Source organism: Enterococcus sp. AZ104, assembly GCF_050546705.1.
In the GTDB taxonomy this organism is placed as follows: Bacteria; Bacillota; Bacilli; order Lactobacillales; family Enterococcaceae; genus Enterococcus; species Enterococcus faecalis.
Genome location: NZ_CP172952.1, coordinates 592,769 through 616,473 on the forward strand (window position 1 = coordinate 592,769; position 23,705 = coordinate 616,473).

At 38.3% G+C, this 23,705-nt stretch carries 26 protein-coding genes; 23 read left to right on the forward strand and 3 right to left on the reverse strand.

Annotation, left to right across the window (positions count from 1 at the left end; translation table 11 throughout):
* Nucleotides 1–59: 59 nt before the first annotated feature.
* Together IGJ37_RS02890 and IGJ37_RS02895 are read right to left on the reverse strand one after the other, a co-directional pair.
* Entirely contained in the window at nucleotides 60–383 is a 324-nt protein-coding gene (locus tag IGJ37_RS02890; RefSeq protein ID WP_002355697.1) for a DUF960 domain-containing protein, read from the reverse strand.
* A gap of 251 nt (nucleotides 384–634) precedes the next feature.
* A complete protein-coding gene (locus IGJ37_RS02895) occupies nucleotides 635–1,243 on the reverse strand; it encodes a 50S ribosomal protein L25/general stress protein Ctc (protein ID WP_325814997.1) in 609 nt (202 codons plus the stop codon).
* A gap of 330 nt (nucleotides 1,244–1,573) precedes the next feature.
* Here IGJ37_RS02895 and IGJ37_RS02900 point away from each other — a divergent pair, with 330 nt between their 5' ends.
* Together IGJ37_RS02900 and IGJ37_RS02905 are read left to right on the forward strand one after the other, a co-directional pair.
* On the forward strand, nucleotides 1,574–2,356 hold the full coding sequence (locus IGJ37_RS02900; RefSeq protein ID WP_002358774.1) for a 16S rRNA pseudouridine(516) synthase: 783 nt from the start codon (nucleotides 1,574–1,576) through the stop codon (nucleotides 2,354–2,356).
* Complete coding sequence (locus tag IGJ37_RS02905; RefSeq protein ID WP_325814998.1) at nucleotides 2,353–3,033, forward strand: YjjG family noncanonical pyrimidine nucleotidase; 681 nt, start codon at nucleotides 2,353–2,355, stop codon at nucleotides 3,031–3,033. The genes IGJ37_RS02900 and IGJ37_RS02905 overlap by 4 nt, the downstream gene beginning before the upstream one ends.
* Before the next feature lie 34 nt (nucleotides 3,034–3,067).
* On the opposite strand, the gene IGJ37_RS02910 is transcribed toward IGJ37_RS02905, so the two are convergent.
* Entirely contained in the window at nucleotides 3,068–3,523 is a 456-nt protein-coding gene (locus tag IGJ37_RS02910) for a GNAT family N-acetyltransferase (RefSeq protein ID WP_010822587.1), read from the reverse strand.
* A gap of 174 nt (nucleotides 3,524–3,697) precedes the next feature.
* On the opposite strand from IGJ37_RS02910, the gene udk reads away from it, so the two are divergent.
* The 21 genes from udk (at nucleotide 3,698) to cshA (ending at nucleotide 23,675) form a co-directional block, all read left to right on the forward strand.
* Nucleotides 3,698–4,327 carry a uridine kinase gene (udk, locus tag IGJ37_RS02915; protein ID WP_002355702.1) on the forward strand — a complete coding sequence of 210 codons (630 nt, stop codon included), beginning with the start codon at nucleotides 3,698–3,700 and terminating at the stop codon, nucleotides 4,325–4,327.
* A 168-nt stretch (nucleotides 4,328–4,495) separates the two neighbouring features.
* Complete coding sequence (locus IGJ37_RS02920; protein ID WP_002355703.1) at nucleotides 4,496–4,837, forward strand: type II toxin-antitoxin system PemK/MazF family toxin; 342 nt, start codon at nucleotides 4,496–4,498, stop codon at nucleotides 4,835–4,837.
* A 101-nt stretch (nucleotides 4,838–4,938) separates the two neighbouring features.
* On the forward strand, nucleotides 4,939–5,904 hold the full coding sequence (locus IGJ37_RS02925; RefSeq protein ID WP_325814999.1) for a Gfo/Idh/MocA family protein: 966 nt from the start codon (nucleotides 4,939–4,941) through the stop codon (nucleotides 5,902–5,904).
* A gap of 369 nt (nucleotides 5,905–6,273) precedes the next feature.
* Nucleotides 6,274–8,193, forward strand: a complete 1,920-nt coding sequence (locus IGJ37_RS02930) for a BglG family transcription antiterminator (protein WP_002388793.1) — start codon at nucleotides 6,274–6,276, stop codon at nucleotides 8,191–8,193.
* Entirely contained in the window at nucleotides 8,159–8,482 is a 324-nt protein-coding gene (locus IGJ37_RS02935) for a PRD domain-containing protein (RefSeq protein ID WP_002386165.1), read from the forward strand. The genes IGJ37_RS02930 and IGJ37_RS02935 overlap by 35 nt, the downstream gene beginning before the upstream one ends.
* A gap of 14 nt (nucleotides 8,483–8,496) precedes the next feature.
* Complete coding sequence (locus IGJ37_RS02940; protein WP_002355707.1) at nucleotides 8,497–8,853, forward strand: glycine-rich SFCGS family protein; 357 nt, start codon at nucleotides 8,497–8,499, stop codon at nucleotides 8,851–8,853.
* A gap of 30 nt (nucleotides 8,854–8,883) precedes the next feature.
* Nucleotides 8,884–9,240 carry a DUF4312 family protein gene (locus IGJ37_RS02945; protein WP_002355708.1) on the forward strand — a complete coding sequence of 119 codons (357 nt, stop codon included), beginning with the start codon at nucleotides 8,884–8,886 and terminating at the stop codon, nucleotides 9,238–9,240.
* A 15-nt stretch (nucleotides 9,241–9,255) separates the two neighbouring features.
* A complete protein-coding gene (locus IGJ37_RS02950) occupies nucleotides 9,256–10,035 on the forward strand; it encodes a DUF4311 domain-containing protein (RefSeq protein WP_002355709.1) in 780 nt (259 codons plus the stop codon).
* Nucleotides 10,036–10,054: 19 nt separating this feature from the next.
* Entirely contained in the window at nucleotides 10,055–10,750 is a 696-nt protein-coding gene (locus IGJ37_RS02955; RefSeq protein WP_002361314.1) for a DUF4310 family protein, read from the forward strand.
* A gap of 130 nt (nucleotides 10,751–10,880) precedes the next feature.
* Nucleotides 10,881–12,194 carry a PTS sugar transporter subunit IIC gene (locus IGJ37_RS02960; RefSeq protein ID WP_002358780.1) on the forward strand — a complete coding sequence of 438 codons (1,314 nt, stop codon included), beginning with the start codon at nucleotides 10,881–10,883 and terminating at the stop codon, nucleotides 12,192–12,194.
* A gap of 25 nt (nucleotides 12,195–12,219) precedes the next feature.
* Nucleotides 12,220–12,519, forward strand: coding sequence for a hypothetical protein (locus tag IGJ37_RS02965; RefSeq protein WP_002363233.1), 300 nt, complete (start codon nucleotides 12,220–12,222; stop codon nucleotides 12,517–12,519).
* 8 nt (nucleotides 12,520–12,527) lie between these two features.
* Nucleotides 12,528–13,616 (forward strand): DUF871 domain-containing protein, encoded by a 1,089-nt coding sequence (locus IGJ37_RS02970; RefSeq protein ID WP_325815000.1) that lies wholly within the window; start codon nucleotides 12,528–12,530, stop codon nucleotides 13,614–13,616.
* Nucleotides 13,617–13,624: 8 nt separating this feature from the next.
* Nucleotides 13,625–14,734 (forward strand): amidohydrolase/deacetylase family metallohydrolase, encoded by a 1,110-nt coding sequence (locus IGJ37_RS02975; RefSeq protein WP_016616380.1) that lies wholly within the window; start codon nucleotides 13,625–13,627, stop codon nucleotides 14,732–14,734.
* A complete protein-coding gene (locus IGJ37_RS02980) occupies nucleotides 14,724–15,830 on the forward strand; it encodes a DgaE family pyridoxal phosphate-dependent ammonia lyase (protein WP_104880581.1) in 1,107 nt (368 codons plus the stop codon). Before IGJ37_RS02975 ends, IGJ37_RS02980 begins: the two co-directional genes overlap by 11 nt.
* A 3-nt stretch (nucleotides 15,831–15,833) precedes the next feature.
* Complete coding sequence (dagF, locus tag IGJ37_RS02985) at nucleotides 15,834–16,577, forward strand: 2-dehydro-3-deoxy-phosphogluconate aldolase (protein ID WP_002361094.1); 744 nt, start codon at nucleotides 15,834–15,836, stop codon at nucleotides 16,575–16,577.
* Nucleotides 16,578–16,586: 9 nt separating this feature from the next.
* Nucleotides 16,587–17,597, forward strand: a complete 1,011-nt coding sequence (locus tag IGJ37_RS02990; protein WP_325815003.1) for a sugar kinase — start codon at nucleotides 16,587–16,589, stop codon at nucleotides 17,595–17,597.
* Between the two features lie 93 nt (nucleotides 17,598–17,690).
* Nucleotides 17,691–18,719, forward strand: a complete 1,029-nt coding sequence (locus IGJ37_RS02995) for a hypothetical protein (RefSeq protein ID WP_002355719.1) — start codon at nucleotides 17,691–17,693, stop codon at nucleotides 18,717–18,719.
* Nucleotides 18,716–19,162, forward strand: coding sequence for a YaiI/YqxD family protein (locus tag IGJ37_RS03000; RefSeq protein WP_010775653.1), 447 nt, complete (start codon nucleotides 18,716–18,718; stop codon nucleotides 19,160–19,162). Before IGJ37_RS02995 ends, IGJ37_RS03000 begins: the two co-directional genes overlap by 4 nt.
* A 140-nt stretch (nucleotides 19,163–19,302) precedes the next feature.
* Nucleotides 19,303–20,373, forward strand: a complete 1,071-nt coding sequence (locus IGJ37_RS03005) for a D-alanine--D-alanine ligase (RefSeq protein ID WP_002355721.1) — start codon at nucleotides 19,303–19,305, stop codon at nucleotides 20,371–20,373.
* Nucleotides 20,374–20,451: 78 nt separating this feature from the next.
* The gene (locus IGJ37_RS03010; protein WP_325815005.1) at nucleotides 20,452–21,825 is read left to right on the forward strand and encodes a UDP-N-acetylmuramoyl-tripeptide--D-alanyl-D-alanine ligase; all 1,374 of its coding nucleotides are present in this window, start codon (nucleotides 20,452–20,454) and stop codon (nucleotides 21,823–21,825) included.
* 302 nt (nucleotides 21,826–22,127) lie between these two features.
* Nucleotides 22,128–23,675 carry a degradosome RNA helicase CshA gene (gene cshA, locus IGJ37_RS03015; protein WP_002355724.1) on the forward strand — a complete coding sequence of 516 codons (1,548 nt, stop codon included), beginning with the start codon at nucleotides 22,128–22,130 and terminating at the stop codon, nucleotides 23,673–23,675.
* The last annotated feature ends 30 nt before the right edge of the window (nucleotides 23,676–23,705 follow it).

Consider the following 23,705-nt stretch of genomic DNA (forward strand, 5'->3'; position numbering starts at 1 on the left):
TTAAAGTAGCCTCAAATTCCAGTTTTAATCGGAATTTGAGGCTACTTTGTTGAAATTATTTAAGATTCTAACATTTCTGCAGGTAATAAAATCGTTTCACGATGGCCATCATCAAAAGCAAAAATTCGCGACGGATATGCCGTAGAATAACTAAATGGTAAGTCGATTGCCATTTCTACTGAACTATTTTCTTGAGAAAAATGGACAGTCACTTTGCCATTATTGTTCAACAAATCAAAGTGAAGTAAGTCGTTTAAAGGGATAACCCCTTTTAGATTTAAGTCAATAATCAACCAAATACTATCAATTAAGCCACTAGGTAAGCTGGAAACAACACCTAATGAAGCATAGCGGCTACGGTCACTATCAAAACGTTCAAACATATGGATGACCTCCTTTTTGTTTACTTACTTTTAGTATACTGCAAATTTAAAAAAAAGAAATTGTTTCGTTTGAAAATATTGCGTAGATTAGCAAAAATTTAATATTCCTCTGTAGCTTCCTAGCTTTGCAGGTGTCATCATTTATGTGAAGAAATCAAGATATGCAGTAAAAAGAAAATGGGACGTACGTTGTTTCAACGTACATCCCATTTCTAAAACTTAAGAGAATCAGCTGAACAAAAGTGTACTTTTTATTCGGCTAATTCTGGTTCAGTCGTTTCAGCAGCTGTTCCTTCTTCTTCTTCAGGAGCAGTTTGTGCTTCAAGAATAGCAACTAGTTGTTCTTCTGGATCAGTTAAAATTTCATAGTCTTTGTGTTCAGGTAAATCAGCGATTGTAAGAGCATCACCAATTTCTAAGTTTGTAATATCTACTTCAATTGATTCTGGCAATTTATCTGGTGTGGCTGCCACTAAAACAGTGTACAAGTTTTGAGCTAAGGTACCCCCAGCTTTCACACCTGCAGATTCACCAATTAATTGAACTTCTGCTTCGACTTCTGTTGTTTCTTTCATATTTACAGATAAGAATTCAACATGAAGCATTTGACCAGTAAAGGTATCTAATTGTGCTTTCGACATTAATGTGTTGATGTTTTTGCCATCAACTGTCATTTTAATAACGGTGTTAGCACCATGTTCGCGTAAAATTTTTGATAAGTCTTTTTCTTCAAAATAGATTGGTGTACTTTCAATTTGGTAACCGTAAACAATGGCAGGTACTTTCCCTTCGTGACGTAGCTGATTTCTTAGTGAACGTGGACGGATAGCTCTTTCTTTAACTTCTAATTGTACTGACATAACCTAATTCCTCCTTGAAATAATGAGTGATTTGGTTAAACTCAGAAACAAAACATAATGGAAAAAAGAAACTCTTTTTTCAGTTGTTCTTGTCTAGAAAAATGCTAACAATAATCAAAAAATCCCCACAAATATTGCCAGGCAACACTCATGGGAATGGTTCATTGTTATCGTTGTTCTCTCCCAGGTCATTACGCTGTTTTTGAGAAACCTTTATTTACTTTACTTATTAACCATAACACTTATATTTTTATACGTCAAGGAATTACCTTTTTCCACTTTTCATCTTTAACGGATTCCACTATACTAATACCAGAATGGAGCGGAACAATGCGATTAGATAAATTACTAGAAGAACTTCAGTTTGGATCACGCAAAACGGTGAAACGAATAATCAGAGGCAAGCAGGTCACTGTGGATGGCATCGTGACATTAAATGAAAGCCAAAACGTCGATGCGCAATTACAAATGATTAAAGTAAAAGGACAATTAATTTCGCATAAGACCCATGTGTACTACATGTTGAATAAGCCAAAAGGTGTGGTTAGCGCTGTCTCAGATGCATCTAAAAAAACAGTCATTGATTTGATCGCACCACAAGACAGACGCCCTGGTCTTTATCCAGTGGGCAGACTCGATGGCGATACGGAAGGGTTACTTCTATTAACAGATAATGGACAATTAGGGTATCAATTAATTCGGCCAAATAAAGAAGTAGCGAAATGTTATGAAGTAAAAGTCAATGGTTTGGTCTCTGCAGAAGATTGTGCTAAATTTAAAGATGGGATTGTTTTGCAAGGAGGCATTCAATGTAAGCCAGCAAAAATAACTGTTCTTGCAGCGACTGAAACGGAGAGTCATGTTTTCCTGACTATTCAAGAAGGAAAATTTCACCAAGTGAAAAAAATGTTTTTATCTGTGGGGAAAAAAGTGACTGCTTTAAAACGCCAAACTATGGGGCCGTTGCGGCTAGATCCGCAATTACCTTTAGGTGCTTATCGTTCATTAACAAGAGAAGAGTTACAATTGCTATTGCCTTATTTTTTTATTGAAAAACAACAAACAAGCAAAGCGTTACCGAGTAATTTGAAAAGAGAAGAGGAACGGAAATGAAAACATTGCTTTTTGATGTTGATGATACATTGTTAGATTTTAAATTGGCTGAAAAGAAGGCGCTCCATGCCTTATTTGAAGAAGAAAATGTACCATTTACATCTGAAGTCGAGTCAACGTACCACCGAATTAATCAAGGATTATGGCGTTCATTTGAAGAAGGAAAAATAACAAAAGATGTTCTCCTTGATACACGGTTTGGTTTATTGTTTGACGCGTTTAATCGAGAAGTTGATAGCGTTAGAATGGGAGAAAACTACCGAGAATATTTAAGTCAAGGACATGACTTGCTTGGCAATAGTCAACGTATCTTGGAAAAATTAGCACCCCATTATGATTTATATATTGTGACAAACGGAGTGGCAAAAACACAGTATCGTCGGTTGGAAGAGTCGAAATTAATGCCTTATTTTAAAGATATTTTTGTTTCAGAAGAAGTGGGTTATCAAAAACCGATGAAAGAGTATTTTGATTTTGTTTTTGAACGGATTCCTAATTTTAGTCGAGAAAAAACAATGATTATTGGCGATTCTTTGCATTCAGATATTCAAGGAGGCCAACAAGCAAAAATTCAAACTGTTTGGCTCAATCCGACCTCCGCTCCAGCAACACCAACCATTCAACCCAATTATACGATTCAACAGCTAGATGAGTTGTTACCAATTCTTGGGCATTAAAAAACAACATTTCCTGTACAGGAAATGTTGTTTTTTAACTTAAATGTAACCGTAAGCGAACCATATCCTTTAAAGGCAAGCCATTTTCCGTAATGGGCTCATCATAATGATGGATAAAAAAATCTGGTTCAATATGTGTCATTCGAAAACCGACTTTTTGGTAGAGATATAGCTGTTGAAAACCTGTGCTCCCAGTCCCAATCTCCAAGTAATCATACTTTTCTTTTTTGGCAAAATCAATGGCAAAATGTAATAACTCTTGTCCGATGCCCCGCCCTCGGCTTTCTTCTGAGACAGCGATGTTTACGATTTCCAATGTCCGTGGGTGAGTCGGCAACAGGACTAAAATTCCTTGAAGTTCTTCAGTCTGATAGTCAAAGCAAATGCCGCGGGTAATGTAATCTGCCACCATTTTTTTTGAGGGATCTGCCTCATAAAGAAGAGCGTAATGCGCAGTTGTAAGTGCTTCTTTTTTGACTTTTTTAATCATAGGTAGGATTCTCCTTTTATTGATAAGTATACTGTAATTGAAAGAAGTGTGGGCAGATTTTTCATAAGAAGATAAAAATCACATGAAAAGTCTTGGAAAAGGTCTGGCATTCTTCAGAGTTTTCATTATAATAGTAAAAGACAATGAAGTTTTTGAAAAGAAAGAGGTTTATACATGAAAGATAGTCAGCCAATTATCATTGGTGTTACTGGCGGATCAGGAAGCGGAAAAACCAGTGTTAGCCGTGCGATTTTTAATAATTTTCCCGATCATTCAATTATGATGTTAGAACAGGATTCTTATTATAAAGATCAGAGCCATTTGAGTTTTGAAGAACGTTTAAATACCAATTATGATCATCCTTTTGCGTTTGATACAGATTTATTGATTCAACATGTTGAACAACTGTTAAATTATCAAGCCATTGAAAAGCCAGTTTATGACTACGTTGCGCATACAAGAAGTACAGAAACGGTGATACAAGAACCGAAAGAAGTAATTATTCTTGAAGGGATTTTAATTTTAGAAGATCGCCGCTTAAGGGATTTAATGGATATTAAAGTGTATGTGGATACAGATGATGACATCCGTATTATTCGTCGAATCAAGCGTGATATGGAAGAACGTGGCCGTACGTTGGATTCTGTGATTGAACAATATTTGACAGTCGTCAAGCCCATGTATCACCAATTTATTGAACCTACGAAACGTTATGCAGATATCATTGTGCCAGAAGGTGGCGAAAACCACGTCGCTATTGATTTAATTAATACAAAAGTGGATAGTATTTTAACAAAAATGTAATAGTTAGCTTAAATAGCCGTCTCAATATCAGAGTCGACTGTTTAAGCTTTTTTTGACTTTTAAAGGGTGGTTTTATCAAATATTTTAAGGGATAGCTAAAAAGTTGAAAATATTGCAAGAAACAATATGCTATAATTTTTTAAAGGAAAAGGAGGGAAGGGAATCTGAATGATAAAAAGAGGTGAGGTTTTTTATGCGAATCTCTCACCAGTTGTTGGTTCTGAACAAGGTGGGATTCGACCTGTCCTGATTATTCAAAATAACAAAGGTAACTTATTTAGTCCAACGTTGATTGTTGCACCGATTACCCGTAACGTAAGCAAGCGGCTGCAACCAACGCAAGTCCTCATCGAAATTCCCCATAACGAGTGCAGGACGCCATCACTTATTTTGTTAGAACAAATTCGAACATTGGATAAAGAACGAATGCTACACAAGGTTTGTCAACTTTCTCGTGAAGAGATGGAACAGGTCAATCAAGCTTTAAAAGTTAGCGTTGGTATCCGTTAATTTACATATAAAGAAATCGTTTTGGGGAAACGGTTTCTTTTTTTGTTGAAATGGTTTCCAAATATTCGTTTTTCTCGTATAGTGAAAGAGGAGGCGATCACATGGATAAAATTCGTTATGGAATTATGAGTACTGCCCAAATTGTCCCAAGATTTGTATCAGGGCTTCGAGAAAGCGCGCAAGCTGAAGTGCGCGGGATTGCATCAAGGCGTTTAGAGAATGCTCAAAAAATGTCTAAAGAATTAGCGATTCCGGTGGCTTATGGCAGTTATGAAGAGTTATGTAAGGATGAAACAATTGATATTATTTATATTCCCATCTACAATCAAGGACATTACTCAGCAGCTAAGCTTGCGTTATCACAAGGAAAACCCGTCCTACTGGAAAAACCATTTACATTAAATACTGCTGAAGCAGAAGAACTCTTCGCAATCGCACAGGAGCAAGGGGTTTTTCTAATGGAAGCTCAGAAGTCTGTCTTTTTACCAATTACCCAAAAAGTAAAGGCGACAATTCAAGAAGGGAGATTGGGAGAGATTTTATGGGTTCAGTCAGTTACTGCCTATCCCAATGTGGACCATATTCCCTGGTTTTACTCGAGAGAAGCGGGTGGTGGAGCGCTTCATGGCTCAGGAAGTTATCCATTACAATACTTACAATACGTATTAGGGAAAGAGATTCAAACTGTTACGGGAACCGCAACGTATCAGCAAGGGGCGACGGATAGTCAATGTAATTTAGCTTTGAAATTTGCTGAAGGGACGCTGGGCAATATTTTTATTAATGTTGGTTTAAAGATACCTAGTGAAATGACCATTTGTGGTACAAAAGGGCAAATCGTTATTCCTAATTTCTGGAAAACAGATTGTGCTTATTATACAGATGCTCAAGGCAACACTGTCAAATGGTCTGAACAATTTACTAGTGAATTTACGTATGAAATCAATCATGTGAATCAATGTTTACAAGACAAAAAGTTAACTAGCCCCGTAATGACGAAGGAATTAACGATAGCAACCGTTAAAATTGTTGAAAGTTTTTATCAAGAATGGTTTGATAACGAATAATTACCATCACTTGCTATCCAAACTATTCTGTGTTAAAGTGTGTTTTATGCGACGAGTTGACTCAATCAGATAGCTTCGGCTATTCCGTTTTGACGGCTAGTGATTGTCAAACACAACGACACCAGATAGTACGGCTATCAGTTACCGGATTTGTAACGTGTCGGACAGAATACTTTTGTGGAGAAGGTTTCTGTCTATTTATGCAAATAAATAGTGTGGTATCCCTTAACAGTAGTAACTGTTAAGGGATTTTTTTGTATGAAAAGAGAAGTGTTGCACTTTTATAAGTGCAACTTTTTTGTGTTGTGGAACAGATAAAATAACGCTATAGTTTTAAGTGTAAAGGGAAAAGAAAAGAGGTGACAAGGCATGACCGTGTTGTTGTCCAAAAGAGCGATAAATATTTTATTGATGCTTTTGGATTTGGAAGGGAGTATTACCACGCAAGAATTAGCTGAGAACTTTACTGTCAGCGTTCGAACAATTAAGTATGATTTAGAAGATATTCGTGCTTGGTTTGAACAGCACGATGAGACACTTTATTCAAAACGAAATAAGGGAATCTGGCTAGATTTACCTGACTCTAAACGCTTACTGTTAAAAAATGAAATTATCGATGTCGATCGATTTGAAACCTATCCTGATCAAAAAAGACGAGTCAATGTATTGATTTTTCAGTTATTGTCAGTCAAAGGGTACTTAACGGCACAGCAGCTAGCAGATGAATTATTAGTGAGTCGAAACACAATTGTCAGTGATTTGGAACAGGTCGAACGGTTGCTGCAAGCATATGATTTAACCTTAATTCGCCAAGCACGGCAAGGGTTTACAATCAGTGGTGAAGAAAGCAATGTACGATTACTGATGGAATTTATCACTCAAAAAGAACTTACAGAATACGATATTTACCAAATTATGAACTATGTGACAAAGACAAAAGGGGCTGAAAAGATCCCTAAAATTAAATTTGGGTCAGGGACATTGTTTCAAGGTTGTTATCGTAGTGCATTGAAAAAAATGCGAAATTTAATTAATCCACTCGATCAAAATCAATTTGATTATGCCGAAATATTATCTATTACGTTGAGAGTGGCAATTGCCGCAGCACGTATGCAGATGGCACATACAATTGGGACTTACCGAGTGTTATCACAAAAAACACGCTTTGAACAACGGAACGAAGTACCACTTTTACTTTTACAAGAGGTGTTTGAACGTTATGACTTGCCTTTATTAGCGGATGAATATTTTTATATTTATAGTGATTTATTCGGAACCCATCAACGGCAAGATATGGTTCAATTAACAAAGCAAGTGATTGAAAGCGTTTCAAAAGAGCTGAATTATCCTTTTGTAAATGATCGCCAATTATTTACGAACTTGTTTGCACACCTGTCCTTACGTTTTACAAAGAAACATTTATTTATTAATGAATACAATCCGTTTTCTGAAGAAATCAAAGGAAAACACCCAGCGTTATTTTTAGCTATTCAAAGTGCCTGTAAACAATTAATTCAACGTTCTGTTTTGTTAGTCAACGATTCTTTCTGCGCATATATTGCGTTGCATTTTTTGGCAGCTCAGGAACGACAACAGCAGGAAGCTAAAGTTGTTAGGATTGTGTATGTTTGCTCGACGGGCTTAGGTGTGACCAGTTTAATTGAACAAAAAATTTTAGAGGAAGTACCAAACGTTGAACTCGCAGGATTTGCTTCTGTTTTAAATGCAACTGAAGTGATTCAAGCAGAAAAGCCCGATTTGGTATTGAGTATTTTCCCAATTGAAGAAATGACATACCCATTTATTAAAGTTAGTCCATTGTTGACGGACACAGACTTAAGTTTGATTCGGGAAGAGGTCGATAAAATTTTATTAGGGAAACGTCAAGGGAAAGGTACCGCTCGCTCCACGAAATCTGATGTAATTGAAAAAAATGAACGGATACAAAGCCAAGATTTATTAGTAAAAGCGTATATTATTTATGAAGAGTTAAAACGAATGTTTCAAACAAAGTTACTGAGCGAATATCAAGAAGCCTTTTTACTTCACGTTTTATTAATGACACATCGGATTACGTTTAATAAACAATACGAAGAGATTCCTTGTAATAGAGAAGTATCTCATGAACGGCAAGAAGAAATTCGGCAAATTGAATGTTTATTTGCTAAAAATGAGTTACCTGTCAATCATGCTGAAATTTCAGCATTACTTAATTATTTAGAACAACCAAAGGAGGAAGAGGATGGAACTAGCAATGGAAGCACAGGAGATCATTCGACAAAGTGCTGAACCAGAAAAGCTACAATCGATTATCAAACAAACCAGTGCGCGATTAGCAGAAGCACAAATTGAACCAACGGAATTACAGTGGACGATTTTGATTAACCATCTCAATGAGATGCTGAATCGTTCAAGAGAAGGAACGACATTAGCTGGTGTTGATCGGACGTTATTTACGGAACTAACACCAGAAACGTTGAAAATTGCACAAGAAACAACAGAAGCAATTGGTCAGTTATCAGAAGATGAATGGTATGTTTTAGCTGTTCATTTTGAAGTTGCTAAACAAAACAATTAATAGGAGGAAAAGTTATGATTACAGTAGTTATCGCAGATCGTTTAGGAAAAGGACAAAATGTTGCAAAAGGAGTGGAGCAAGCCGGTGGTCGCGCGGTTGTTGTTCCAGGAATGGGCGCTGATATGCGTTTAGGAGATGTGATGCAACAAGAAAAGGCTGATTTAGGCATTTCTTTCTGTGGCAGTGGTGGTGCAGGGGCGTTAACGGCTGCTACTAAATACGGGTATCCCGAAAGACATGGCATGCGATCAATCGAAGAAGGGGTAACAGCAATTAACGATGGGAAAACTGTTCTTGGATTTGGTTTTATGGATCAGGAAGAACTTGGTAAACGAGTAACTGAAGCATTTATTAAGAAACACGGAGCATAGAAAGTAGTAACTTAGAAAGGAGCGGTAATTATGGATGCCACAAAACGGTCAACACAAACCGTGATTGTTTCTGGAAAAGGTAATAAGAAGAATGAAGCTTTTGCAAGTGCATTGAATGATGTTTCAAAAAAAGTATTAAAAGAAACAACAGAGGTCCTCATCCGGATTGAACCGAAAGAAGTAACTATTCGTCAGGCAAAAGAACAAGTTTATACAGAAAAATTTCTGTTCTTCTTCTTTCCTAGAAAGAGAGTGATTTATCATGTCGAACTAGCTGTAGAAGTGGAAATCCAAGCCATTGCAGTCGAAGAAGTTGATTTTTTAACGGAAACAATTAAAGAACCGAACGCAGTAGTAGTTCCGTTTCTTTCAAAAAGAGGCGTATAAAGGGAGGAAGAAGGAATGGAATTTGTAATCATTTTGCTGAAGTCATTGCTTATTGGTGGTTTACTAGGTTTTGCAGCTGGCGCAGGCGCTGCTCGGATGTTTCATGCACCACAAACGCAAGGGTTAGGGGCATTTAGAACATTAGGAGAAATGAACGCGGCACAAGGAGATCCAGCATCACACTTTTCTTTTGGTTTAGGTTTTTTCTTTAATGCTTGGGCTTCGGCCGTGGGAGCAGGGGCCTTTACACAAGATGTGACCCACCGGATTGTGCCTAACTGGGCTGCAGCAATTTTATTGGTAAAGGATAAAGATGTCACTAAAACGATGCATAATCCCAAAAAAATGGGGATTGTCGGGGCCTTTGTAGGAATGGCGACTGTGGCTTTCTTAAATAGTACAGCTGCAGCAATTCCAGAATCGCTACAAGTAACAGCAGTTGCGGTGTTGGTACCTGCAGCAACGATTTTAATCAATACTGTGATGCCCGTTTTATTCTGGCTAGCGGCTTTAGATGCAGGAAAACGGACGGGTTTCTGGGGAACGTTATTTGGCGGATTATCTCAATTAGTCATGGGCAATGCTGTCCCAGGAGTTGTATTAGGGATCTTAATCGGTAAAGGTGTCGATGATTTAGGGTGGACCCGAATGACACGCGGCATGCTTGGTGCCATTATCTTATTATTTATTTTAAGTGGCTTCTTCCGAGGGTTCGACTTAGAAATGATCGAAAGTTTCCGCTTGTCTATTCCTCAATGGTTAAATAATTTACACAATGTCTTCACCGTTAAATAGAAAAAAGGAGGTCTCATAGATGGAACAGCAAGAAAAAAATGAATGGGCACAACAAGAACAAGAAATTCAAGAAGGTTTAAAAGGCAAAAGTTTTTGGTATGCTGATTGGGGCTTTCCGATTTTAGTCGGGATTATGTCAGCGGCAATTTTTGCAGGAACACATATGTATGTAGTTTATGGTGTGGGCGCCTTTAATGAAGTTTCAATTGTTGCGATGCTAAAAGCTGGTTTAGATGGTGGTTCTTATGGCGCTGCCGCAGCATTTGGTGCAAGTTTCCTGTTTGCACGAATTTTAGAAGGTTCTTTAGTCGGGATTTTAGATTTAGGTGGCTCAATTTTAACGGGGATCGGGATTGGCGTACCTGCAATTTTCCTCAGCATGGGTATTAAAGCACCTGTAGAAAACTTTGGCTTAGCACTTTTAACAGGTGCGCTACTAGGGTTAGCAGTTGGTGGCGTAATTGTGTTGATTCGGAAATTTACTATCAATCAAGGAAATTCCACTTTTGGTGCGGATGTGATGATGGGGGCTGGTAATGCCTCAGGACGTTTCTTAGGCCCGTTAATTATTTTGAGTGCGGCGGGTGCTTCGATTCCTATTGGGATTGGTGCTACATTAGGAGCTTTAGGTTTTTACATTTGGAAAAAACCAATCGCTGGGGGCGCAATTTTAGGCGCAATGATTTTTGGTGCAATATTCCCGGTTTCTTTATAATCAGAAAAAGCCTTTTGCTTTGCACTTTCTCTGTCATGAATAAGAATAAGCGTTTACATTATAATGTTACTATGTTATTATAAATGCGAAATAATTATTATTTTTATTAGTTGAACGGAGGAATTAACAAATGAATGGTTTTGTACAGTGGATGGAAGTTAAGTTAATGCCGATTGCGAATAAATTTGGTTCGCAACGCCATATGACAGCGATTAGAAAAGGATTAATTGCAACGATGCCTTTAACAATTGTGGGCTCATTCTTTACAATTTTTCAAAATATTCCAATTGAGGCATACACAAAATTGATTGAACCTTATCAAGCAATTTTAGATATTCCTTCCCGCTATACGATGGGGTTACTTGCACTTTATGCAACATTTGGGATTGCTTCATCATTGGCCAAAAGTTATAAGCTTGACTCTTTGACGTGCGGAATTTTAGCATTAATGGCCTTTTTAGTAACAGCGGCACCACCAACACGTGTCTTTGAAGATGTTGACAACGTCATTACAGCAGGGCGCTATATTAATTTAGCAAATTTAGGTTCAGCTTCTTTATTTGGTGCGATTGTAACAGCGCTGTTATCTGTTGAAATTTATCGCTTCTTTATTGAAAAAGATATTATGATTAAGATGCCAGATGGCGTACCGCCTGAAGTGTCAAATTCATTTATTGCGTTAATTCCAGGAGCAGTTATTCTTTTATTATTCTGGGTTATTCGCCACGTAATTGGTTTTGATTTGAATGGTTTCTTGAGTACGTTATTAATGCCACTTAAAGGTATCCTTGCTGGTAACAGTTTATTTGGCGGCTTACTAACAGTCTTCTTAATCTGTTTCTTCTGGGTTTTAGGGATTCATGGTCCAGCGATTATGGGCCCAGTTATTCGTCCTTTCTGGGATATGTCGATTGCAGAAAACCTTGAAGCTTTTACCAATGGCGCAAACGTTCATCAGTTACCTAATATTTTTACAGAACAGTTTTTACAATGGTTTATCTGGATTGGTGGCGCTGGAACTACGCTTTCTTTAGTTGTTTTAATGATGTTTTCTAAATCAACGTATCTGAAAAGTCTTGGCCGTTTATCGTTCTTACCAGGCTTGTTTAATATTAATGAACCAGTTATTTTCGGAACGCCGATCGTAATGAATCCTATTTTAGGTATTCCGTTTATCGTGGCACCGTTAATTACCACAACGTTATCTTATTTCTTAACAGTCGCTAATATAATTCCGATGATGGCTGCACGTTTAGCGTTTGCAATTCCAGCACCAATTGCTGCTTGGATGAGTACCAATTGGAGTTTTTCGGCCGCAGTATTAGTGATTGTTAACTTCTTAATTACAATGGCTATCTACTATCCATTTTTCAAAGTTTATGAAAAACAACAATTGGATAAAGAAGCAGAAGAATTAGCAGCTGAACAAGCAGCAAAAAATTAAAAAATGTTAGGGCGGGTGTTCTGATATGAATATCCTGCCCCTTCTAAGTCAGAGAAGAAAGTCAGGAGCGTATAAGATGATTATTTGGTTCATTTTCTTTTTTATCGTTAGTCAAATTATTATAGAAAAAGGGCAGTTGCCTACTGTTGTTTATCAATTTGGTTTGGTAAAGACGTTGGTTTTTACGGCAGTTTGTATTACTCTTTCCATGATAATTGGCGGATTTCTAAATCAACCAGTATTGCTCGTTGGCTCTACAACAATCTTGTGTAGCTCGGTGATTGCTTGGAAATTTCGAAATAAATTTGAAAATAGCGGAGTGTGAGAACGAAGATGAAAAGAGCATTAGGTGTATCAGTTTATCCAGATCATAGTGATATCAATCAAGATAAAGCGTATTTAAAAAAAGCCAGCGAATGTGGGTTTACTCGAATTTTTATGAGTATGTTAGAAGTGACCGATGGCAAAGAAGCGGTTCAGAAAAAATTTAAAGAATTAATTAGTTATGCGAAAAATTTAGGATTTGAAACAATTTTAGATGTCGTTCCAAGTATCTTTGATGAATTGGAAATTTCATATGATGATTTGACTTTTTTCAGCGAATTAGGAGCTGATGGGATTCGGTTGGATACAGGGTTTGATGGAAATAAAGAAGCCATGTTGACGTTTAATCCATTCGGCGTGGCTATTGAGTTGAATATGAGTAATGATGTCGCTTATCTTGATAACATTTTGACGTATGAAGCGAATCGACCTTTCTTATATGGTTGTCATAACTTTTATCCACAAGCGGGAACTGCATTGCCGTATGATTTCTTTGAAAAATGTAGCATCCGTTTTAAAAAGGAAGGTATTCGGACAGCTGCTTTTATTTCATCACAGGTAGGTGAAATTGGTCCTTGGGATGTGAATGATGGGCTACCTTCTTTAGAAATGCATAGACAGTTGCCAGTCACTGTTCAAGCTAAACATTTATTTGCAACAAATTTAATTGATGATGTTGTTATTGGAAATGCTTATGCTTCCAACGAAGAATTAGAAGCATTGGGTCAGTTGAATCGTTATCAAACAGAATTGACCATTGTTTTTGAAGAAGCGACTTCTGAAATTGAAAAAGAAATCGTAACAAAAAATCAACATTTTCGCCGTGGAGATATCACTCAGCAGATGATTCGTTCCACAGAAGTGCGTAAAAAATATAAAAATGAAGTTAATCCCCCACATGATAATCAAGCAATGCTACAACCTGGAGATGTTGTTGTGGGAAATGATGCATTTGGAAAATACAAAAATGAATTACAAGTCGTTTTAGAACCACATCAAGACTCACGCAAAAACCGAGTAGGGCGTATTATAGAAGAAGAACTTGTATTATTAGAATTCATTAAGCCTTGGACAAAATTTAGATTTATAGAAAAGTAGGGAAGAATATGGACTACGATTTACTTATAAAAAATGGACAGACAGTAGATGGTATGCCTGTTGAAATTGCAATTAAAGAGGAAAAAATAGCTGCTGTTGCAGCAACTATTTTAGGTTCTGCAAAAGAAACTATCCACTTAGAACCAGGTACTTATGTATCCGCAGGCTGGATAGATGATCACGTTCATTGTTTTGAAAAAATGGCTCTTTATTATGATTATCCAGATGAAATTGGGGTCAAAAAGGGTGTTACGACAGTGATTGATGCAGGGACAACAGGTGCTGAAAACATTCATGAATTTTATGACTTAGCGCAACAAGCAAAAACAAATGTTTTTGGATTAGTCAATATTTCTAAATGGGGCATCGTTGCTCAGGACGAACTCGCAGATTTAAGTAAAGTACAAGCGAGTTTAGTCAAAAAAGCGATTCAAGAATTACCAGATTTTGTTGTAGGGATTAAAGCCCGTATGAGTAGGACCGTTATTGGCGATAACGGCATTACGCCTTTAGAATTGGCCAAACAGATTCAGCAAGAGAACCAAGAAATTCCCTTAATGGTTCACATTGGATCAGCACCGCCTCATTTAGATGAAATTTTAGCCTTGATGGAAAAAGGGGATGTCCTAACCCATTGTTTTAATGGGAAAGAAAATGGCATCTTAGACCAAGCAACGGATAAAATAAAAGATTTCGCTTGGCAAGCGTACAACAAAGGAGTCGTATTTGATATCGGGCATGGTACGGATAGTTTCAATTTTCACGTAGCTGAAACAGCGTTGCGCGAGGGAATGAAAGCTGCATCAATTAGCACAGATATCTACATCCGTAACCGAGAAAATGGTCCTGTTTATGATTTAGCCACAACGATGGAAAAACTCCGTGTGGTCGGCTATGATTGGCCAGAAATTATTGAAAAGGTAACCAAGGCCCCTGCTGAGAATTTCCATTTAACGCAAAAAGGCACGTTGGAAATAGGTAAAGATGCTGATTTAACGATTTTCACGATTCAAGCAGAAGAAAAAACATTGACTGATTCTAATGGATTGACACGAGTAGCCAAAGAGCAAATTCGCCCAATCAAAACAATTATTGGAGGACAAATCTATGACAATTAGTTACGAAAAATTCCACTTAAAAGAAGTCATTAATGCTTCTGGCAAAATGACCATTCTAGGTGTCTCCAAAGTTTCGGAGGCAGTCCTAGCAGCTCAACGATTCGGCGGCGAACATTTCTTTGAAATGAGTGAACTTAGTGTGCAAACAGGGGCCTTTTTAGCCAACTTGTTGAAGGTAGAAGATGCCCAAATCGTTTCCTCGGCTTCGGCGGGGATTGCCCAATCGGTGGCTGCCTTGATTGGAAAAGGCAGCTTGTACCACGCGTATCATCCCTATACAGAAAAAATTGAACAGCGAGAGATTATTTTACCTAAAGGGCACAACGTGGACTACGGCACGCCTGTAGAAGTCATGGTAGCGCAAGGCGGCGGCCAAGTGGTGGAAGCTGGCTACGCCAACATGTGCAGTCCAGAACACGTGGAAATGATGATTTCTGAAAAAACAGCGGCCATTCTATACATCAAAAGCCACCATACCGTGCAAAAAAGTATGCTGACGGTGGCCGAAGCGGCCAAAGTGGCGCAACGCCACAAGGTGCCGCTAATTGTTGACGCGGCAGCAGAAGAAGATCTTTTCAAATACACCGAAGCAGGTGCTGATTTGGTGATTTACAGCGGCGCCAAAGCCATTGAAGGGCCAAGTGCTGGTTTAGTGGTCGGGAAAAAAGAATACATTGACTGGGTGCGCCTACAAGGCAAAGGCATTGGTCGAGCAATGAAAATTGGCAAAGACAATATCTTGGGCTTTACGCAAGCAGTGGAAGAATACTTGGCACATGGCAGTGAATCAGGGGCTTCGATGCAAGAGCGCTTAAAACCGTTTGTTGAAGCCATCAACAACCTGTCAGATTTAACCGCTAAAATCGTCCAGGATGGCGCTGGCCGAGACATTTATCGCGCCAGTGTCAAAGTGGACGGCAGAAAAACCGCTAAGGAAGTCATCCAAGCGTTAAAAGCAGAAAGTCCAGCCATTTATACGCGAGAATATCAAGCCAACAATGGCATCATTGAATTTGACATTCGTTCTGTCAATCAAGAAGAAATGAACAAAATCGTGCAACGATTACAAGAAATTATGGACACAAAGGAGAAATAAGCCATGTCATTAAAACCTAATTATTTAGAAGAACGCATTTGTTTAAATGTTTTAGCCAATTCAGTAGAAAATGCCCAAGCCTGTTATGAAGCAGCAGAAGGGCATGTTGTGTTAGGCGTCCTTTCAAAAAACTATGAAACCGATGAAGCAGCCATTGACGATATGAAAAAATACCAAGCAGCAACCAACAACGCTTTATCTGTCGGCTTAGGAGCTGGCGATCCTAATCAAAGTCAAATGGTGGCTCGCTTATCAGAAGTTCTACAACCGCAACACGTGAACCAAGTCTTCACAGGTGTTGGCGCTTCGCGGGCCTTACTTCGTCAAGACGAAACAGTGATTAATGGCTTGGTTTCACCCACAGGCAAAGTTGGCTATGTCAACATTGCGACAGGTCCGTTAAGCTCGGGTGCGCCAGCGGCGGAAGTACCTATCGAAACCGCCATCAAATTGTTGAAAGACATGGGAGGCAGTTCCATTAAATATTTCCCGATGAAAGGCTTGGCTCACAAAGAAGAATACCAAGCAGTAGCAGCAGCTTGTGCCAAGTATGACTTTTATTTAGAGCCAACAGGGGGCATTGATTTAGAAAATTTTGAAGAAATTGTTCAAATTGCGGTGGATGCCGGCGTTAAAAAAATCATTCCTCATGTCTACAGCTCAATTATCGATCAAGAAACAGGGGACACTAGAACAGAAGACGTGAAAACGTTACTAACCATGATGAAAAACACATTGAATAAGTAGGTGGCAAAGATGAAAATTGCTGCGTTTGGTGAAGTCATGCTTCGTTTCACTCCGCCAGAGTATCTAATGTTAGAACAAACAGAGCAGTTAAGAATGAACTTTGTAGGGACTGGCGTAAATCTCTTAGCAAATTTGGCTCATTTTCAACTAGAAACAGCATTGATTACGAAATTACCTGCCAATCGTCTTGGTGAAGCTGGCAAAGCAGCGTTAAGGAAGTTAGGAATTTCAGATCAATGGGTAGGAGAAAAGGGCGATCATATTGGTAGTTTTTTTGCAGAAATGGGTTATGGAATCCGCCCCACACAAGTAACTTATCAAAATCGCCATCAGAGTGCTTTTGGCATCAGCAAGGCGAAGGACTACGATTTTGAGGCCTTTTTAGCGGAAGTAGATATGGTGCATATTTGTGGTATTTCGTTAAGTTTAACTGAAAAAACTCGTGATGCTGCTTTGATACTTGCTCAAAAGGCGCATGCCTGTCAAAAGAAAGTTTGTTTTGACTTTAATTATCGACCTAGTTTGAATACAGCAAATAGCGCACTCTTTATGCGTCAACAGTACGAACGCATTTTACCTTATTGTGATATTGTTTTTGGCAGTCGACGTGATTTGGTCGAGCTATTAGGTTTCATTCCGCGAGAAGATTTAGAAGGTGAGGCACAAGAAACTGAACTGATTCAGCGTTTCATGTCTCAATACAATTTGGAATGGTTTGCTGGGACAACGAGAAGTCATTCCCAAAATCAAAACTACTTAAGTGGGTATTTATATACCCAAAATGAGTACCAACAGAGTGAAAAAAGACCGCTTCTTAATCTTGATCGAATTGGTGCTGGTGATGCTTATGCGGCGGGGATTTTATATGGCTATAGCCAAAATTGGTCGTTAGAAAAGGCAGTTATCTTTGCCACAGTCAATGGGGTCCTTGCACATACGATTCAAGGAGATATTCCTTTGACAACGGTCAAACAAGTGAATCACGTTCTTGAGCATCCGAATCTTGATTTAATTCGTTAAAGAAGAAAACCAGAAGAAAAGTCGTGTGTGGCTTTTCTTCTGGTCTTTTTTTCATTATAATTAAAAGAAACAGATTGCAAAGGAGGCAGCAGGATGAGTGTTGCACATCTTTTAACAGTTTTAGAAAATGATGAATTTATTGAACGGATTCAAAAACGACCAGAAGCGTTCATTGGAACGACTGGCTTAGTCGGCTTAGAGAATTTACTTGTTCAGACAATTAACGGTTTATTAGAGTTTTTCATTGAAAAGAATCAAGGGAAAATTGCTATACAGTTATCGCGTCAACAAATCTCTTTTCAGGTATCTTCCACACGACCGCTTGTTTTTGAACAAAAGCAAGTCGATTTAGAACCGCCTTTTCTGTATTTATCTGTTTTACAAGCCTTCTCAAAACAAGTAGGAATCAGTATCGATCAAGAAAAACAGCGGACTATTTTTATTTATCATCAAGGGCAATTGAAAAAACGATTATTATTACCTATTGAAGAAACCCAGGAACGAATTGAAGTCTTATTTTGGCCAGATACGCAAATTTTTGGTACAGAATCACTTTCTTATATGCGTGTTTTACAACAATGTCAACAGATTGCCATGTTGAATCCAGGCTTAAAGATTCTCTTAACACAAGAAGAGGAACAAAAAAATCTTTGTTATTACCCTAAAGGTTTAAGTAATTATTTATTTGAAAAAGATAACCCATTAACTAGAAAAGCCGCACCGATTATTCAAGCCAAGCAAACAGAATTGGCCCTTGTTCAATTTATTTTGAGTAAAAATCATGCGCCGCAAGTGCAAAAAACATTTGTTAATGGGCATTATCCCAGTCTTGGTGGAACCCACTATGAGGGCTTTCTTGATGGCGTAGTGGCCGCCTTCAATCAATTTTTAGAGGAGCAACATTACTCATTATCTGTGACAGCAGATAGTTTTTTAGCAGAATTTGATTTTGTTTTAGCCATTACGATACCAAAGCCCCGCTACACGGATGCAACGAAAACCATTTTAAGAAATACAGAGTTATATGAAGTGGTTAAAGAAGTCGTTTTTGACGAATTACAACACTATTTTCAACGTCATCCCAAATGGTTAGAGCAAGGAAGAAGCGAGGGAAATGAATGAAAATTTTTGTCGATGGCGATGGTTCACCTGTGAAAGAGACGGTTATTGAAGTCGCTGTAGAGAAAGCTTTGGATGTGGTGATTGTTACTAGTGTAGATCATTATTCCTTAAAAGATTATCCAGAAAATGTCTCTTTTGTGTATGTTGATAAAGGAGCGGATGCTGCTGATTTTAAAATTGTGCAGTTAATAAAAAAAGGGGATCTTTTAATTACACAAGATTATGGCTTAGCTTCCTTGGTTTTGCCAAAAGGAGTGTCGGTTTTACATCAACTGGGTTATCAATATACGAAAGAAAATATTGATGGCTTGTTAGAACAACGCTATTTTAGTGGCCAAATTCGGCGAAAAGGTGGCCGAACGAAAGGACCTAAACCTTTTACAGACAAAGATAGAACAACGTTTAAACAAGCCCTTATTGAGCTGGTGGAACGGAGTCTTTAGTAAGGAAAAGGCAAGCAAAGAATTTTTCCTTCACTAAATTTGCTTCTATTATGAAACTGGGTTTTATGCTAAAATAAGTAAGGATAATTTGAAAAATAATTTTTTCTAAAAGACAGGAAAGAAACTAGGAGGACAAGCATTTGAAGATTATTTTGTTGTATGGCGGCAGAAGTGAAGAGCACGATGTGTCTGTTTTGTCTGCATATTCCGTTTTAAATGCAATCTATTATAAATATTATCAAGTACAGTTAGTCTTTATTAGTAAAGACGGTCAATGGGTAAAAGGCCCTCTTTTATCTGAACGACCACAAAATAAAGAAGTTTTACATTTAACTTGGGCACAAACACCTGAAGAAACAGGCGAATTTTCAGGAAAACGAATCAGTCCTTCGGAAATTTATGAAGAAGAAGCGATTGTTTTCCCTGTTTTACATGGGCCAAATGGTGAAGATGGAACAATTCAAGGATTCATGGAAACCATTAATATGCCTTATGTAGGCGCAGGTGTCTTAGCTAGTGCTAACGCAATGGACAAAATCATGACGAAATATCTTTTACAAACTGTTGGCATTCCACAAGTACCATTCGTGCCAGTTTTAAGAAGTGATTGGAAAGGAAATCCAAAAGAAGTCTTTGAGAAATGTGAAGGTTCTTTAATTTATCCGGTCTTTGTTAAACCTGCCAATATGGGTTCTAGTGTCGGAATTAGCAAAGCGGAAAATCGTGAAGAATTGCAAGAAGCATTGGAAGAAGCTTTCCGTTATGATGCCCGAGCAATTGTTGAACAAGGGATTGAAGCACGTGAAATTGAAGTAGCCATTTTAGGAAATGAAGATGTCCGTACGACTTTACCTGGTGAAGTGGTGAAAGATGTCGCTTTCTATGATTATGATGCAAAATACATCAATAACACGATTGAAATGCAAATCCCAGCGCATGTTCCAGAAGAAGTAGCTCATCAAGCGCAAGAATACGCTAAAAAAGCGTATATTATGTTAGATGGAAGTGGCTTAAGTCGCTGTGATTTCTTCTTAACAAGCAAAAACGAATTATTCCTGAATGAATTGAACACCATGCCTGGTTTTACTGACTTTAGTATGTATCCTTTACTGTGGGAAAATATGGGCTTGAAATACAGTGATTTAATTGAGGAACTGATTCAGTTAGCTTTGAATCGTTTTAAACAACGCCAAGAATTTTATAATAACTAAGAAGAAAAAATCACACAAGACTGGGACATGACAAGACTTTGGCATGTCCCAGTCCCTGTGTCAGAGGAGCAAAACATAATGAAATTAACCTTCTGGGAAGTAGCGCAAGCGGTTGAAGCCAGTAATGATTGGCAACAATGGTCTGATTTTCCTTTAACAGGCATTGAATTTGATAGTCGTAAAATTGTGAAAGGAAATCTCTTTGTTCCTTTACAAGGTGAAAATGATGGTCATCGTTTTATTGAGAGTGCCATGGCTAATGGCTGTCAGGCCGCTTTTTGGGGACAGGATTTAGTCGATGCGCCGCAACAATTGCCTGTTTTGCATGTTACTGATCCACTGGTTGCTATGCAAAAATTAGCTACCTATTATTTAAATAAAATGCAACCGAATGTCATCGCTGTGACTGGCAGTAATGGAAAAACCACCACTAAAGATTTAATTGCTGCTGTGTTATCTGAAAAGTTTGTGACTTACAAAACGCAAGGCAATTACAATAATCAAATTGGCTTACCCTATACTATTTTACACATGACTGATGAAACAGAAAAACTGATTTTAGAAATGGGCATGGATCATGCTCAGGAAATTTCTTTCCTTTCCAATCTGGCTCAGCCAGAAGTTGCTGCCATCACAATGATTGGCGAAGCCCATGTGGAAAATTTAGGCTCACGAGCAGGCATTGCACAAGCAAAAATGGAAATCGTAGATGGTTTAGCCAAAGACGGTAGTTTATTTGTGCCAAGCGATGAACCTTTGCTAGAACCATTGGTGGAAAAAGTCACGCAACAAGTGATTACTTTTGGTTTTAGCCAGGAAAGTCAACTTCAAGGAATCGTCACAAATGAAGCCAAAGAGCAAACCTCATTCAAAATCAGTGATACACAAATGACGTTTACGATTCCAGTGCCAGGAACCTATAATGTCACCAATGCATTAATCGCAATTGGCATTGGTCGGTATTTCCAATTAACGGATAGTGAGATTCAAAAAGGGTTGGCTACAGCGGAACTAACAAAGAATCGGACAGAATGGCTGAAAGCAGCGAATGGTGCCGAAATTTTAAGTGATGTGTACAATGCCAATCCGACAGCTATGGGTCTTGTTCTGGACAGTTTTAGCAAAATGTCCAAAGTAGGAAAACGAATTGCTGTTTTAGGAGACATGCTAGAATTAGGTCCTGATTCTGCTAGCATGCATCAAGCAATGGCGCAGCATTTAGCCCCAGATGCGATTGAAGAAGTCTTTTTATATGGTTCTGAAATGGCTTATTTAGCTGATAAATTGCAAGAAACCTATGCACCAGCTAACATTCATTCTTTTAAAAAAGAAGAAAAAAATGAGTTGATTGAAGCTGTCAAAAAAGTCTTACAGCCAGAAGATATGGTGGTTTTAAAGGGAAGTAACGGGATGGGACTTCGTGAAGTCATCGATGCACTTTTGGAAAAGTAAATAAGTTTCATAAAACTTGCTGAAAATGGGATTCTATGATAGAATGACCTATTGCCGGAAGATGACGAGAAAAATTGAATCGTAGTAAATAAAATAGATCTATTTCTATGTTTAATAATAAATGTGAAGCTGAACGACCACGTTTGGCTTTTCTAATGCCATAAGGTGAATTTTTCGGTGAAATCAGGAAAGAAGAAATAGTTGGCACACTATAATGGATTTCTTTTTAACAACTGAAAGTGAAGACACCTGAAACTAGGAAGAAATCGTTCTTTCCGAAACAAAATCTAGGAGGATATCATTTGAAATTTAAAGAACTTGGTTTAGCGCCAGAATTATTATCAGCGGTAGAACGCGCAGGCTTCGAGGAAGCAACCCCTATTCAATCAGAAACAATTCCGTTAGCGTTAGCAGGAAAAGACGTAATCGGACAAGCACAAACAGGAACAGGGAAAACCGCTGCTTTTGGCTTACCAATGCTTAACAAAATTGACGCAGACAACCGCGTTATTCAAGGATTAGTCATTGCACCAACCCGTGAGTTGGCTATCCAAACACAAGAAGAGTTATTCCGTTTAGGCCGCGATAAAAAGATTCGCGTCCAAGCCGTTTACGGTGGGGCTGATATCGGTCGCCAAATCCGTGGACTAAAAGATCGTCCACATATCGTTGTAGGTACACCAGGACGCTTACTAGACCATATTAACCGTCGTACCTTGAAATTAGAAACTGTTGAAACATTAGTTTTAGACGAAGCAGATGAAATGTTAAACATGGGCTTCTTGGAAGACATTGAAAAAATCATCTCACAAGTGCCAGAACAACGTCAAACACTTCTATTTTCAGCAACTATGCCGCCAGCAATCAAGAATATTGGCGTGAAATTCATGAAACAACCAGAACATGTGAAGATTAAAGCCAAAGAAATGACGGCTGATTTAATTGATCAATATTATGTACGTTCAAAAGACTTTGAAAAATTTGACATTATGACACGTTTACTAGACGTGCAAACCCCAGAATTGACCATTGTCTTTGGTCGGACAAAACGCCGTGTTGATGAACTTGCCCGCGGGTTAGAAGCGCGTGGTTACAAAGCAGAAGGCATCCATGGCGACCTATCACAACAAAAACGGATGAGCGTTTTACGTTCATTCAAAAATGGTAACTTAGATATCTTAGTGGCAACAGATGTAGCAGCACGTGGGTTAGATATTTCAGGTGTCACCCATGTCTATAACTACGATATTCCACAAGATCCAGAAAGTTATGTTCACCGTATTGGTCGGACAGGTCGTGCTGGTAAAGGTGGTATGTCTGTGACGTTTGTAACACCAAACGAAATGGGTTACTTACATGTCATCGAAAACCTAACGAAAAAACGGATGACACCATTACGTCCACCAACCGAAAAGGAAGCATTTAAAGGACAATTAAGTGCAGCTGTTGAAACCATCGAAAGTGATCTAGAAGAAAATGGTTTAGACAAATATCTAGAATCTGCTGAAGCGTTATTAGAAAAATATTCAGCGACAGACTTAGCTGCGTTATTATTAAAAACAGTAGCGAAAGATCCAGCAGATGCGGTTCCTGTAAAAATTACCCCAGAACGACCATTGCCTTCAAATAAAAAAGGCTTTAACAAAAATGGCCGTGGTGGTGGCGGTGGGAACAACCGTAATCGCAACCGTGGTGGCAATGGTAAAGGTGGCAGCTATCGTGGCAACAAAAACCATAAAGATGGCGACCGTAATTACAAAAATAGCGACCGCAAAAATAAAGATCAACGTGGCGGCAAACGTCATAACGATAAAAAACGTGGTTTCGTCATTCGCGAAAACGCCAAATAATCAAAAGAGCGAGTGTTCCGTCTATGAACG